The sequence below is a fragment of the Paraglaciecola arctica genome, assembly GCF_018861065.1.
GTDB lineage: Bacteria > Pseudomonadota > Gammaproteobacteria > Enterobacterales > Alteromonadaceae > Paraglaciecola > Paraglaciecola arctica_B.
The window spans coordinates 21,816-36,831 of sequence record NZ_JAHKQO010000017.1; the positions used below are offsets into that span (position 1 = coordinate 21,816).

General features: G+C 42.9%; 12 protein-coding genes. 4 read left to right on the plus strand and 8 right to left on the minus strand.

Annotated elements, in window-relative coordinates; translation table 11 throughout:
* The first annotated feature begins 545 nt into the window (after positions 1-545).
* Together KO534_RS06960 and KO534_RS06965 are read left to right on the plus strand one after the other, a co-directional pair.
* Positions 546-1,043, plus strand: coding sequence for a (2Fe-2S)-binding protein (locus tag KO534_RS06960; RefSeq protein WP_215928819.1), 498 nt, complete (start codon positions 546-548; stop codon positions 1,041-1,043).
* On the plus strand, positions 1,040-3,295 hold the full coding sequence (locus tag KO534_RS06965) for a xanthine dehydrogenase family protein molybdopterin-binding subunit (RefSeq protein ID WP_215928821.1): 2,256 nt from the start codon (positions 1,040-1,042) through the stop codon (positions 3,293-3,295). Before KO534_RS06960 ends, KO534_RS06965 begins: the two co-directional genes overlap by 4 nt.
* Positions 3,296-4,092: 797 nt before the next feature.
* Here the strand turns inward: KO534_RS06965 and KO534_RS06970 are convergent.
* Positions 4,093-5,895: a DEAD/DEAH box helicase gene (locus tag KO534_RS06970; RefSeq protein WP_215928824.1), complete on the minus strand. Its 1,803-nt coding sequence runs from the start codon at positions 5,893-5,895 to the stop codon at positions 4,093-4,095.
* 201 nt (positions 5,896-6,096) lie between these two features.
* On the opposite strand from KO534_RS06970, the gene KO534_RS06975 reads away from it, so the two are divergent.
* Positions 6,097-6,705 (plus strand): hypothetical protein, encoded by a 609-nt coding sequence (locus KO534_RS06975; protein ID WP_215928826.1) that lies wholly within the window; start codon positions 6,097-6,099, stop codon positions 6,703-6,705.
* Positions 6,706-6,729: 24 nt separating this feature from the next.
* Here the strand turns inward: KO534_RS06975 and KO534_RS06980 are convergent, their stop codons facing one another.
* The 6 genes from KO534_RS06980 to KO534_RS07005 all read right to left on the minus strand — a co-directional run bounded on the left by KO534_RS06980 (position 6,730) and on the right by KO534_RS07005 (position 12,253).
* Positions 6,730-7,944, minus strand: a complete 1,215-nt coding sequence (locus KO534_RS06980) for a nucleoside phosphatase (protein ID WP_252732002.1) — start codon at positions 7,942-7,944, stop codon at positions 6,730-6,732.
* 174 nt (positions 7,945-8,118) lie between these two features.
* A complete protein-coding gene (locus KO534_RS06985; RefSeq protein WP_354667911.1) occupies positions 8,119-9,012 on the minus strand; it encodes a DMT family transporter in 894 nt (297 codons plus the stop codon).
* Positions 9,013-9,303: 291 nt separating this feature from the next.
* Positions 9,304-9,717, minus strand: coding sequence for a hypothetical protein (locus KO534_RS06990; RefSeq protein WP_252732003.1), 414 nt, complete (start codon positions 9,715-9,717; stop codon positions 9,304-9,306).
* Positions 9,718-9,959: 242 nt separating this feature from the next.
* Positions 9,960-10,382 (minus strand): PaaI family thioesterase, encoded by a 423-nt coding sequence (locus tag KO534_RS06995; RefSeq protein WP_215928828.1) that lies wholly within the window; start codon positions 10,380-10,382, stop codon positions 9,960-9,962.
* A gap of 146 nt (positions 10,383-10,528) precedes the next feature.
* Positions 10,529-11,425: a fatty acid desaturase family protein gene (locus KO534_RS07000; protein WP_215928830.1), complete on the minus strand. Its 897-nt coding sequence runs from the start codon at positions 11,423-11,425 to the stop codon at positions 10,529-10,531.
* The gene (locus KO534_RS07005) at positions 11,426-12,253 is read right to left on the minus strand and encodes a transcriptional regulator (protein ID WP_215928832.1); all 828 of its coding nucleotides are present in this window, start codon (positions 12,251-12,253) and stop codon (positions 11,426-11,428) included.
* A gap of 361 nt (positions 12,254-12,614) precedes the next feature.
* On the opposite strand from KO534_RS07005, the gene KO534_RS07010 reads away from it, so the two are divergent.
* The gene (locus tag KO534_RS07010) at positions 12,615-12,986 is read left to right on the plus strand and encodes a hypothetical protein (RefSeq protein ID WP_215928834.1); all 372 of its coding nucleotides are present in this window, start codon (positions 12,615-12,617) and stop codon (positions 12,984-12,986) included.
* Between the two features lie 86 nt (positions 12,987-13,072).
* Here the strand turns inward: KO534_RS07010 and KO534_RS07015 are convergent, their stop codons facing one another.
* Positions 13,073-14,977: a beta-ketoacyl synthase gene (locus tag KO534_RS07015; protein ID WP_215928913.1), complete on the minus strand. Its 1,905-nt coding sequence runs from the start codon at positions 14,975-14,977 to the stop codon at positions 13,073-13,075.
* Positions 14,978-15,016: the final 39 nt, after the last annotated feature.

Consider the following 15,016-nt stretch of genomic DNA (forward strand, 5'->3'; position numbering starts at 1 on the left):
AGCATTCGGGAATGACAAGTGGGAGGGGGATTACCGTCATACCCGCAGACTTTACTGCCATCCCTCACCCTCTTCATTCCGGCGGTCTTTTGGCCGGAATCCACTTTTATTGTTTTTACATCAATAATTTATCAATAGATTATTAAAAGTTTTCTTAACTGATCGGCATTAGAGCCATCCACTCTTTAAATATTGGTCGCCGTTATATGGATTACTTGGACAAAGGCTGATCTAGAGGTGCATGGTTTTTATACTGCTGTTGCCGCTTCATTTTCTTGCACACTGCTTCATTCTTTTTTTGATTTTTTAACCGCTAGTAAAGCTCCTCTCAATTATTACACCGCTTCACCTGACACAATTCTTAATCGTTTCCCTGTTGAATAAAGCAGGTATATCCTTTATTTTAATTTCACTTACCAAATTACTTATTATTTTTAGGTTTTCGGCCATTAAATAAATCAGCCCCTGGTGACGTTTCATTACTTAGACAAGAAATTTAATTCTACCAGCAATTATCGTTTGCTTACTACAATGAGGACAAGACCATGATTACGTTTATCGTCAACGGTAAAACCCACGAGTTTTCCGGCGACCCTACTACCCCCGTACTTTGGTATCTGCGTGATGAGTTGCAATTAACAGGGTCTAAATTTGGCTGCGGGATGGGGCAGTGTGGTGCCTGTACAGTGCATATCAATGGTGTAGCACAACGTTCTTGTGTGTTACCCGTTTCAGCGGTATCAGGCAGTAAAATAACGACCATTGAAGGATTAAGTGAAGACGGTGAGCATCCTGTGCAACAAGCATGGATAGAGCATAAAGTCCCACAATGCGGTTACTGTCAATGTGGACAAATGATGCAAGCTGCTAGCTTACTGGCCACTAATCCAACGCCTACAGACGACGAAATTGTACAGGAAATGTCAGGTAATATCTGTCGCTGCGGTACTTATCCTCGTATTCATAAAGCAATTAAGTCAGCATCTAAAACCCTAGCCGCAGTACAGTACTATGACCCTAAAGTTAAAGGTGAACAAGCATGAGCCAATATTTTGATTTAACTCGTCGTGGTTTTTTAAAGTCGACTGCAGCAACTGGGGCTTTGATCTTTGGGACTTATCTAGCAGGCGGTGCACCTAGAGTCATTGCAGGGGTACTTGCAAAGCCCTCAGAATCCGCAAAAACAGCTAATTTATTTGTTGCGCTGCGCCCAGATGGCATAGTAGAAATTACCTGCCATCGTTCTGAAATGGGACAGCAAATTCGGACCGCTATCGCTCAAATTGTGGCTGACGAAATGGAAGCTGCTTGGGACAAAGTAGTGGTTATTCAGGGCAAAGGAGATGCTAAGTATGGTGACCAAAACACCGATGGCTCACGTAGTATTCGTTATAATATGCAACGTTTGCGTGAGATGGGCGCTAGTGTTCGCCATCTTATGCGCCAAGCTGCAGCCACTCGTTGGAATGTACCTGTCGACTCATGCTCAGCAGAGCAGCATGTGGTTACCCATAGCTCAGGTAAAACCCTTACATACGCAGAATTGGTAAATGATGCATTGAGTATCACGCCACCAGAGTTGGCCCAAATCACCCTTAAAAAGCGTAGTGAGTGGCGTTATATCAATACCGCTATGGAACATATCGATTTAAAAGATATTGTGATGGGTAAAGCCACCTTTGCTGCCGATGTATTTGAGCCTAAAGCTCTGATTGCCGTTGTTGTGCGCCCTCCTGTTGTTGGTGGAAAAGTCAAAAGTTTTGATGCGAAAGCGACCAAGGCGATTGATGGTGTAATAGATGTTATTGAAATTCCTGCACCACAAGGTGCACCTCAATTTCAACCCAAAGGTGGCATTGCTATTATAGCCAAAAATACTTGGGCTGCTATAAAAGGCCGCAGAGCATTATCAGTCACTTGGGATGATGGCAAAAATGGCGATTATAATTCAGAAGTGTTTAAAGCAAGTCTGCTAGCGACTGTTGCCTCTCCTCAATCGTCGGTGCGAGAAATAGGCGACGCCGCCAATATATTAGCCAATTCGAGTGATAAGCTGGTGGCCGATTATTATGCACCTCATTTAGCTCAGGCACCGATGGAGCCACCTTGTGCCACCGCAATCTACTACAAAGACCGTGTAGACGTGTGGGCAGCCACCCAAAACCCACAAGCTGATATGGCAACTGTGGGGGCTATGGTAGGCATGCCGAAAGAACAAATAAACGTTCATGTGACTATGTTAGGAGGCGGCTTTGGTCGCAAGTCGAAGCCCGATTTCTCAGCAGAAGCTGCTTATCTTGCTATGAAAACAGGCAAAGCTATTCGTGTTCAATGGACCCGTGAAGATGATATACAGAATAGTTTTTATCATGCTGTATCTGCGCAACACATTGAAGCCTCACTAGACAAAAATGGTGCTATTGAAGCCTATTTACATCGCACCGCGTTTACACCAATCGCCTCTACCTTTGTGGAAGGTGCTACTGCTCCATTAAGCTTAGAGTTACGTTTAGGATTTACCGATAACCCTATAAATACGCCTAACATGAAGTTAGAAAGCGGAGAAGCGCCAGCAAAAACAAGAATTGGTTGGATGCGCTCGGTATCCAATGTTTTCCACGCCTTTGCCGTGCAATCATTTATCGCCGAAGCTGCTCACAAAGCAGGGCGTGATCAAAAAGACTATTTACTGGAAACTATCGGCCCCAATCGTATTTTGGATGTAACCGAGGAAAATGCCGAATACGATAACTACGGTGCCGATAAAGCGAATTACCCGTTAGATATAGGCAAGTTACGCCATGTTATAGAAAAAGTAGCAGATATGAGTGCTTGGGGGCGAAAGCTGCCTAAAGGCAGAGGGCTGGGGATAGCCGCTCACAGAAGCTTCTTAACTTACGTGGCAACAGTGGTTGAAGTAGAGGTTTCAGACAAAGGCGACCTGAAAATTATAAAGTCATGGGTAAGCATCGATGCTGGTACTGTAGTCAATACCGATACCGTGAAAAACCAAGTTCAAGGTGGCTCTATTTATGGAATTACCGCAGCGCTTAGTGAAGGCATTACATTCGATAAGGGCAAGGTACAACAAAGTAATTTCCATGATTATCGGGTGCCTCGCATGAGTGATTCCCCACTGGAAGTAGAAGTGGAGATTATTCCAAGTGACGCACCGCCAGCAGGGGTGGGTGAGCCAGCGACGCCTGTTTATGCCCCCGCTTTGTGTAACGCAATTTTTGCAGCATGTGGCAAACGTATAAGGCAACTACCCATTGGTGATCAGTTAAAAGCGTAATGCCAACCGGATGTCATAAACGTGAAAAGTCGCTTAGTTTTGAAGTGCCCCTTGTAAATGGAAATGGCACTTTTTAACTATGCGGCTTTTTAGTTCTTCATGAACGTCCTTATTTTTCATGTTAATTCCTGTGTAGATATATCTCTCAACTTTCGAGTCTCACTCTTAATGGGGCTGGGTCTTCACGCTTCAGCTTAATCCTTATATGGTTGTTAAGTGACCCAAGTAGTATTTTTGATTTGTGCCTCGCCGAGTGACTTAGGCAAAGCAAATTTAAGTGAGTATTCACGTTGATTTGAAGGAATGGATTCCTGCTAAAAGCATGCAGGAATGACGGTGCGGGTGGGGTGTCATCTTTGGGTTGTGGGTGGGTTGTCACTCAGCCGATGAACCGAAGATTTGGAGGAATGGATTCCTGCTAAAAGCATGCAGGAATGACGGTGAGGGTGGGGTGTCATCTTTGGGTTGTTGGGGGGGGGGCATTCAGCCGATGAACCGAAGGTTTGGAGGAATGGATTCCTGCTAAAAGCATGCAGGAATGACGGTGTGGGTGGGGTGTCATTGCTGCGTTGTTGGGGGGGTGTCATCGCTGCATTGTTGGGGGTTGTCATCTCTGGATTGTGAGTGGGTTGTCATCCCAGCATGTTTTTAGCTGGGATCCATTCTGTTGCTATAAGTTGCTTCAATATTTTGTGTTACTCTTTGCTCTGCGTTTTAACATCTTATGTTTTTGTATTTTTCGCTTCTTTCAAATTAACACTGCAATATCTTCGTCTCTTACTGCTTTACTCTGTTTGTCAGCCTAGTTCATTCGCTTTCCTATAAGGCCCTTCATAATCAAATAAGCGTTCGGTAACTTGCCAGTGGTGTTTTTGTTTTTTGGCTATCACAAAATCAGGTGTAGGCAGGTAGGGTAGAAAGTTGTGTAGTTCTTCGAGTGAGTCAAACTGAATTGCTTGGGTGCCATTAGCTATTCTGCGGGCGAACATGTCGTTAAAACTTTGCCTACCTTTTTTGTAATTAAAGCGGAAGGTTTCTGATAACGTTAGGCCATCTTCGTCGTGGTAGGTGATTTTTACTGCTTTGTCAGCTTCGATAATCTCTGGGGTAATGGCGGCGCAGCGTAGTACTTTATTGTTCTTTAGGTTTAAGGCTTTTCGTAAAATATCATCGGGGTCGATGAGTTTTTCATTGCAGTGCTGACATTGCCGTGCGGCGATATCGTTTTCTTGATTACAATGGGGGCAGTGTTTAAAGCGAAAGCGGTACGTGCATTGAGCCTCGTTTTTAGTGTCTGCAGAGCCATAGGTGTCATCCGAATCTTCGGGGTCTTCGGTGACTTGAACCAAGCCTTGGCACCGGCGACCGAAGTGTTCAACAATATTCCCTTCTGAGTCTTTTCTGCCCCAAAATGCATTGGCGAAACCGCATTGCGGGCAATGGACTTGCACGGCTACTGAGTCTGGAGTGGGCTTTTTCTCGCCTATTTCGGGCTGAAAAATATCGTAACCATTATTGGTGTAATCCAATACTAGGCAGTCTTTTTTGCCCGGACTTAGGCGTAAACCCCGACCGACTATCTGTTGAAATAAGCTAATAGATTGAGTGGGTCTTAAAATAGCAATCACGTCAACATGAGGCGCATCAAAACCTGTGGTGAGTACAGACACATTCACTAGGTACTTTATCTGTTTGCCTTTAAAGGCGTTTATTAACTGGTCTCGTTGTTTGATTTTGGTAGTGCCAGTGATGAGGGCGGTTTGCTCTGTGGGTAAATAGCCGCAGATTTCTTTTGCATGGTCGATAGTCGCAGCAAAAATCATCACGCCCTGGCGGTCTTGGCTGAGCTGCAGTATTTGCTCGGTTACTGCCTTGGTCACTCGTGGGTGTTTATGGATAAGTTCGTTTAAGGCGATGTCATCGGTGTTTTGCTCACCGTCTAAGCTTTCTGTTAACAAACTAAAGTCATAATGAGCAATGGCGGCATCGTAATGAATGGGCGGGGTTAAATAACCTTTTTTAACCATATGTTGCAAGGGCAGTTCGAACACACATTTTTTAAAAAACGAGCTAGGGCAGGGGCGTGCAAACCCATGGTAATGCTGTTGATAAATCCAGCCGCTGCCTAATCGATAAGGGGTAGCGGTTAAGCCAAGCACTTTTACATGTGGATTAAGACTGCGAAAATGTGCCAAGGTTTTATTGTATTGAGCGCCGTCGTCTAGGCCCACTCGATGGCATTCATCAATTATGATTAAGCTTGCAGGAGTTTGAAACGCATCTAAATTAGCCGACAGCGACTGAATACTGGCAAAGGTAGTTTTTGCGGAACTTTCCTTTTGACTCAACCCTGCAGAGAAAACACCAGCCGCTGAGCCGGTCGCCAAGTACTTAGCATGATTTTGCTCTACCAACTCTTTGACATGGGCCAGACAAATCACCCGGCCTTTTGCCAAGCGGCTCAGCTCGGCAATCACTAAGCTTTTACCCGCACCAGTAGGCAACACAATTACCGCAGGATCATCGCCATGGCGAAAATGCTCAACAGCGGCCTTAACCGCTTGCGTTTGGTAGTCCCGTAGTTTGAAAACTTGACTCATTAATAATGCTTGGCTCAATTATAAGAAGGGGTAAGGTCCCAGTAGTTGTGGATCTTATCAAGAATAATGAGGCTAGAGTACCTTACGGATAAGGTTGAAGTTGCCAATGTTGTTCGGATAATTTTTTATTCGATAGACTGCTTAGTCAATGAGCGATATGATAATTACAAATTTAGCTAATCATTGTTTAGGAAGAGCATTATGTACGCTAATTCCACTTCGTTTAACAACAGCGCTCGTCAACAAGCTATGGGAGTTGACACTCGCAAGGCGTCTCTCGTTGACCAATATGGCAATACTCTCGCTCATCCTCAAACGGGTGGTATGATTTCTCCACAACAGCACACACTTAATTCAGGTAGCGTTATTTGGCGATTCGCAAGTAGCCAAGTGGATGCGCGGCAAGCTATTCTCGGAGGCTGGTGGCTAGAAACAGCAGAATTTGAAAAACTTTGTAGCTTTGCTCAACAAAAAAATGTCCATGTGGCCATGGCAGCACGAGTACTCTGTTGTGTTCCACCAGAATGGAGCGATATGGGAATGTTGATGCGCGCCAGAGTTGAACAACCTCTGTTAGCTTATAAGGGCTTAGGCAACAATGTATCGGTACAACATCCCGACGGCCTAGCCAATGTCAATATGCAAACTCACAACCACATTGCTGCCAGACGTTTGCATCAATTATTTGTACCAGGCTTGTATGAGATTGCAGCCAATACACCCAAGCAAACCATACCAGGCGCACTGTCGCTAGAGCGAACGTGGAAAATTACCAAAGAGCAAGCCAATGGTGGGTGGTTATATTTGTAAGAGTTATGGCCATTGCTGCACTGGTTAGTGAATTAAGCAGCCCGTCTCTAACCAACGGCAAACTGGCGTCTTTTTTATATCCGCAAGACAATTTTCAGTTTCACAAACTACAGCACCAAGGGTCCAACTCACGTCATTTTTATCTGCTTCTAAAGGTCTTATATTAAGTGTCTGTAAATATTTATTCAAATAGATAGGCGTAAAACAAGCTGTTACGGCGTGATAGCATGTTTGACTTTGGCTGAAACAGCAATTATCAATGTCAGTCTCTTTGGTATAATTAAACGCGCCAGTCAACGACCATTGCGGTATGTTTTTTTGAAAGGGGGGAAGTGTATTAGTCGTGCCTCTTGTACCTTTAGCGGAATAATTGTAGGGGTCTCGAATTGCTGTTTTGGATTCTTTCGCAGTTATCAAAATATCGTCAGCACACTTTGCTTCAGTCCAATCGTTCTGGGTAGAGCCGACTCCAAATGCACAGTTAGCTGGGATTGTGTTGGCAGATGGCAGCGACAAGCTACGAGGGGCTTCGTCCTGGCCTAACCCTAGAAAAGAATAGCTATATATCTGTAGTGGTTTTCCGCCTAAATTAATGGTATTAACAGCATCGTTAGCGGGATCACAGTCTGCACATGGAAAGGTAACCTGCGAAGACGCTCCTCCCATTTCGACGATACCAAAATTGTTAGTAAAGTGTTCACCTTTAAGACTTAACCATGCAAATAGCCCTTCTTCGAATCCTGTGATAGTTCGCGTTTCTACCATCACGTTTGCGCCAACCTTAGCAGCCAGTTTAGGTTGTAAATTTTGCCACAAAACCACGCTATCAACTGCATTCTCTTGTTCAGCAATGCGCATACCTCCAGTGGCATATACTTTTGCCGACACTAGATTACATTGTGTGCTCCAATCAAAACCGGTCCATTTTTGCTGAGTGCCATTAAATGAGCCATCAGTTTTTATTAGATCTAAGGTTGCGACGACTTGGTCGGTAATGTCTTGGATGTCAGTCGCTGTTTTCCCGTGAAGGCGACGCACTGAGTCAGCAAGAGCTGCGACCTTGGGACCAACATGTTCTATCAGTTGGGTGTTGTTTTGTTCGTATACATATAAACGAGTCCCAGAACTCCCCGCGTCGAACATGATATAACAAGCATTCTTGGGTGCGACTAGATTGGAATTAGTGCAACTATTTAAGGTCAAAATACTGAAAACTAACAGCGCTATCTTATTCATCATGTTGGTTAAAATGGTCCTTCACGTTCTTAAAAAATCCTTTCACTAAGTGTCTCGGTCGGTGCCATAGATTATATCCGGTTTGCACCAACTTAAAGGTTATTAGATCGTGATTTAAACACTATATCAACAACAACAAAACCGATAGGGTTTTCTGGTTTCGATTTGCCGAAACATTCATCTACTACGAGAGTATTTGCTGTGTAGCAAGGTATAAAGACCACTTGCGACAATAATTAGGATGCCAAACAACGTTAAGTTATCAGGTCTTTCGCCAAATATAGTCGCCCCGATAATGAGTGCGAACACTATCCGCGTATACCTAAATGGGGTAACAACAGACACATCTCCATTTCGCATCGCTATTGTAAGCCAGTAGTACGCAATAACGCCAAAAATTGTTGCTGCCAAAATGAGCACTGTTGATAGGACATCTGGCCATACAAAACCTTGATTCGTTAACTCGTTGCCAGCAGAGCCAATATTAAACAGCAACATCAATAAGCCGGTTGGAATTAGTATAAAAAAACCATAAATACCTAATTGTAAATTAGATAAAACAGGGGAAGCGGCGCGTGTTGCTAGATCTCTCCCAGCAAAGCCTAGCATTCCAATAACAGCCAATAGTGACGATATTTCAAAACTTTCAAGGCCCGGCCTTATGATCACTAATACCCCGGTAAAACCTATTGCGATTGCCCCCCATCGTTGCCAACTCACTCGCTCTCCCAAAAATAAAGCGGCTCCCATCACAACCACCAATGGTGTGGCTTGCAAAATCGCAGACGCGCTAGATAAAGGGGTATACACAATAGCTAAGGTATAAAATAACCGTCCTATCACCTCAAAAAATATTCGAATGATAACCGGCCAAGAAATGATTTTTGGATGAAAAACTGCTTGTCCACGTTTCAGAGTCATCACAATAAAAGCAAGGGTTCCTCCAATACCAAAGAACAATAGAATTTCGCCCACTGGCACTAAACCTGCGGTTGCTTTTATAAACATATCTTCTAGTGCAAACGCTGCCATCGCCAACACCATAAACAAACTACTTCGCAAATTGCTCACAAATACTTCCATTTAAGAAAATTAAAAACATCAAAATATTTAAGTTATTCAGTGCGAATAGAGTTTTCGATTCTAGAGAAGATGTTAGATTTGAAAAAACACTGAAATGGGCGTGATATTATGCCATATCCCCAACGGATGATATCTAAGTTTATGCCTGTTTGAAGCATATTGATGTTTCTCATGCAGAGTTTTTGCAGTACCGTTCACAAAGTAAAATGCAAACAAAAATGCTGAATTCGCCGCTACAGTTTTGACAAATTCAAATCATTTTCAAACAGTTCACCCGTTTCACCTGTCACTTGGAATTGATGATTTAACGAAACAAGCTGAAGGGTTGATTTCAAACTCGCGCATAGGTTTTTGAACCTCAGTGAAAATCAAAGAGTTGCGATAATCCCATTGATTTTCCATCTTAAATGTAGGCAGTTTCAGAGCATAACTAAACCCGGCTTTCCAAACGTCTGTGAGCAGACTATTTTCAAAGCCAGGCATATCATCGATACTGACATTGTGCAGACAGTCTTCATATCCAAGGTGGAACACCCGATAAATAACAGACATAGCTTTACCAGCACTGACCAAAGTAATGCCTTTTAATTGCGCGTAAAGCTGGGTCGCGTAATCACGCTCTTTCGCTAATATGGCATTGTAAATTTCATCGAGACAATGGTGAAGGGGTTGTGAAATGAATGAGTTAGACATTTGATGTCACCGTTTTTAAGCTGAAATCAATTTAACTGTAATTATATACAGTGTTGGTTTTTAATCAATCTACTTCATGCTTTTTACCTAAATCACTATTTGATAATGTTTTGTCTATAAAATTTCCGATTTAATCATTTTCAGGCAGCAGTAAATCATTCGAAAACGGATGAGGCGCTTGTTGTTTCAACACCGAATATTCGTTGTTCCGCTGAGGATAAAAGGCTATGTCATATTGGCGTTTACTGTTTTGCTCTTATTATTTTAGCAACTGAGCTCGCTGTTGCGGTGAGCACGTTAGCTTCGTTATAAACTCGACCTTCCATAAATGCCGTTTTGTAGCTTTGTTTTATTACCCAACCTTCAACACGAAGCTTTCCTGCACGGGTTGCTTCTAAATAGGAGGTTTTTATTTCGAGAGATGAAACATTAATAACTTGGTGATCGCCAATAAAAACTGCATGACTCATGGCCGCATCAAGCATGGCAGTAATAAATCCCCCTTGAACAACATCGACTGAGTGACAAAACTCTTTGCTGATATTGAACTCAAAAATACAAGTTGTGGTGTCCGTATCAATATCGGTTACATGGCCTCCTAACATCTTAAGAAATGCTGGAGCTCGGTTGTTGATTTGTTCAATTATTGTTGTTTTGTCAGTCATAAAATTATTTATTCTTATTTAGGGTTAGAGGTAGAAAAGCTAATCAAGTGATATAGACTGCCATTTTGAGGTTCATTCAAAATGACACTAATTACAATGTTTGTCACTAGGTGGTAAATGGAGTATTTATCATTTATTTCCCAATGTTAAATAACCACAGTTCGCAACATGGCGATGTACCCTGAAGGTAACGGGGTATTGGCATAAGCATTTCTGGATACCAGCCATTTATGCATTTGACGCAAGTTATAGGGCGGTACTGATGGCAATAAGTGGTGTTCAATATGGTAGTTAACATACACAGGGCAAACCAATATTCGCTCCCACCAACTAGCGAGTGTGGTGCGGGTATTTTCAAACATATCTTTGCTTAGTGGATTAGGTACAGCAGCATGCTCTCCGACATGGCGTATACGCAGAAACAAAAAGTAAGTGGTGTTGTAAGCCAGAAACCACACCCAATACAACCATGGGACATTAAGCAAGTAACAGCCCAAAAATAAAACTAAATTGACAGCTAAAGCTCTGCACAAGGCAATATTTGAGATCATGCTCTTGTTGCCTTGCAATCTGGTTTCTAATATATAAAACCAATACTTGAGCGCGGTTAGACCAATTAAATCTCGTAAGACTTTACGTACCATTGATGGCTTAGTGATCGGGTAACCTGAGTAGTTTACTAAATCGGGGTCCTTAGAAGTGCCCACATCTTTGTGATGAATACTGTGTTGACGCGAATAAGTCTGCATATCTGAGAACACCGGCGCTGCCGCTAGCCAGGTTCCCATAAACTGATTGAGTTTAGTCGATTTAAATAGGCTGTTATGTCCGCAGTCGTGCATTAAAATCGCAAAACTGAGTTGTCGGCCACCAATGATTAACACAGCTAAAATGATAGTAACAACGTTTGGCCAAATCGCTACCAATGTCATGGCTGCGATTACCCATGCCCAGCAGCTTGCTATTATCCAAGTGGCGCGTAGATTATTTTTAGTCATCAATTCGCGAATTTCTTGTCTGCTGAGAATGTCATGGGCTTTCATTTATTTTCCCTCTTTTTGATTGAGGTTAAGTATGGCTGAATCGCCTAAAAACTGAGTCCATATCTTGTGGCCTCGGGCGTCATATTCACACATTGCATGACGCAGTTCTTCGCGCTTTGGGGTGCAGAACATCTCATCGGGGAGCAATGGATCTTTAACCAATAAATTAATAGTTTCTCCACCAATAATGAAACTTTCTCGAAGCGCATCTTCCAATTGCATTTTATCAATACGCGCTTTGCTTTTTGCTAGTTTGACCAGTTGCCTTTCGTAGGTGAATTGTAGGTCTTCGGTATTCCATAGTGTACTTTCCCAAATAAACTGCTCGGGATACGGAATATCTGATGCTTTGAATAATAGCGCATCTTTCTCGAGCCCTACGGCCCGATATAGGTCTCGTAAATCATTTAAAGCGGGAAGCAAATTATTGGGGCGGATCCACACTTTGTTTTTAACTTTGCGAAATCCAAAAAACCGTAAGGTAGTTTGGCTTAGCGTACGCATTGCGCGGTCTGGATTACTGGGCAGTAAAACCATAAGCCAGTCATCTGTATGCCATTTTCCCCGTCGCAAATCTCCTAGTCGCCACTGCTCGATGAAGTCACTAAGTAAGTCGGTTTGTGAACTCATCCGGTAGCCACCATTGCCATCGGATTCCAATTTTCCCGCACTGAGAAGTCGCGTAAGTGCAACCCTGATAGTGCTAGCTTTAAAGTCGAACAACTCGCCTACGGCAATCAATTTTGCAGAAGGGCAATAATGCCCCCGGGTTTGCCGTAACACATTAAGAATCATGGATTTAGGGGTAAGTTGACGTTTTAAGCGCATTATCTAATCCAAACGTAAAAGGGGGATTTAGTATTACGTTAAAGTACAAAATGTGCAAATAAATGTAATATTGGTTGCTTTGGCAGTAAAAGTTTGACTACTGTTTTACACTACTGCTCTCGTCGACCCACTAGTTTGATAAATCGTGTAGGACACGAAGAGAATAATTCCTTTTGCAATGATAAGAGAAATTAATTTAACGACTTAATTCAAATCTGAGTTAGTTTGCAACCTTCTATGGATTTAGTTGTTAAGTGATAGCAACTAATGGCCAATTTACTTGTCGATAAGTCACGCTTTCAAGATGTCACAACAAGAGGGCTTTTAATAAAAATCATGAGAATTATTACTGAGGTTACAGATGCATAAAGCGACAAAAGCGGCGCTAATATCGGCGTTTATCTTTCCTGGTGGAGGTCACTTTTTTTTAAAAAGTAAGCTAAGAGGTGCTGTGTTTTCGGTATTTTCAGTGGCATGTTTGTGGGCTTTAATGAGTTTTTTAATGAACATTGCTAATGACATTAGCGAAAAACTAGTCAACAGAGAAATCCCTTTCGATGTAGGCCGAGTTATGACGGAAATATCCTCTCAACTTAGTGGTAGCGCGGGCGATATGCCCCATTATGCAAGTTTTCTGTTATTAGGTTGTTGGATACTCGCCATCATTGATTCGTTTATGCTTGGTAGAAAAATACCTGAGACAACAAGCCCTGCTAAACCCTCAGCAGCGTAACCTTTATTCTAACGTTGTTTGCTAAATATCTTAATGTTGAGTGCCCCGAGTTTCCTCAGGGCAATTGGACATGATTTAATTGATAATTAAATCATGTCTTTAAAACGGTTGGATAGGTTTAAATCGATTGGGTTGGCAAAGCCAGGCAAGCGAATTTCTTGGGCCGTCATCTGAATGTCGTTCTCGTCTATCAAATCCTGACCGAAATGGTAAATGGTATTAAAGTGTCCTTGATTAGCTTGCTGGTCATAGGCGTTGGCTTTTTCACGCACTTGGTCTCGACGGGTTTCGTAATCAGTCATGACTTGTTTACTGTACTTTTTAGCTAACATTCCCTCGACAATTTTTGGTGACAACACCGAAGCCGTCGCATTATTGCCACCAAAACCTTTGGAGTTTAAGAACGCCACATCAACGTTACCGGCACCTTTATCAATGTCGGTAGTTGATATATTCAAACGCTCATCAAATACATCATCGGCCACTTTATCTATGGTTTTAATTCCAGGAATTAAGCCATGTTTAAACACCCCTAAACTCACCATGAGTTGTTCACCACTAGCGGGAGCCAAGGAGTGACCTACATAAGCTTTGGGGGCGGTGACTGGCCAGTCTTTAATATCAAAAATGTTTGCAACTTCGTCAAATATTTTTGATTCGGTAATTCGGTTAGCAGGCGTACTCGAACCATGGGCCTGAATAAAAGAACGTTCACGAATTGCTTCGTCGCCCACAATTGCCTTTGCGGCCGCTACTGCTTTAGCCATAGTAATGTAATTGCCAGGGCCTGGTGCGGAGATGGATTTTTTGTAACCATCGGCATTGATAAAAACATCGCTGACTGCGCCATGAATATCAGCTCCCAATTCGACTGCTAAGGCATCATCCATTAACACCACGTATTGGGTTGATTCGGCAATGGTAAAACCACAGTTTTCTCCAAAAGGTCGACTGGCACGGCGGTGATCAACAGTGTCAGTTTTGTCCAAACGTTTTAAGTTTTCGTCACTTGCCAGCGCGCCCATAGTGGCATAACCGTCAATGATTTCTGGCAATACTGGGGCTTCGGCGTTACCCACTACCGCTACTCGGCGTGTACCATTGCTGATATCTTCTACAGCGGCTCTGAGATTATAAAGAAAGCTAGCGCAGGCACCTGCAATAGCACTAGTATGGCCAACGCTGCCTAATACATAAGCATTTACGAAATCAGCTGGCATGCTGTTTAAGCCTAATGGGCATTGTTTAGCGCTCACTCGGGCTCCTTTTAACCGAGACTGCAACATGCCTCCATTACCATTTTCGTCAAGTTGCGACATACCACTGCTGGCGTAAACGCCTATTTCGTCAGGTTTGACGGCATCAACAACGGTTTTCCATTCCATGCCTAAAGAGCGTACCGCATCTGACGCACCCATAATGGCCATTTGTAAGCCGCGGGGATGAAAACGCGCATTGTAGTGGTCTTCTGGATTAAAGCCTGAAGGTAGTTGACCAGCAACTTTTACTGAGCTTTCTCGATAACTATCAGTTTTGAACTCTACTTCACCGGTAATTTCAATTTTAACTGTGTCAGTATCGATATCACTAATCTGCCAATTTGTGGGCACAGGGTCCGGTAGTTGTTTGCGGGTCAATTCAAAACAAATTCCTTGTTTATCAGTAGAGTGCATGGTGATACTTTTTTGCCAATGTACGGCGTCAACGTCAAAGTGACTTTTTTCAATCTTGCGAATAAGGGTAGAGTTTAAAATTTGAACAGAAAAACGCGATACAACTTCTTGCGGCGTTAATGATTGTTCGTTGTCATCAATATAAATTCCATTCTCGCAACGTACTAGTTTCATCATAGCCGCCAAACCCAACATAGTTTCTTGACGTTCGTTTTCTGGCAGGCTTTCTATCACCATACGTTTGTAAGCGTGATGGAATGAACTGCGACCTGCGGCATTAAAACCACCGAATCCAACGATGACGGGTAACAAAGACATATTTAACATACCAATAAAACTAGAATGCAAAGGAGTGTA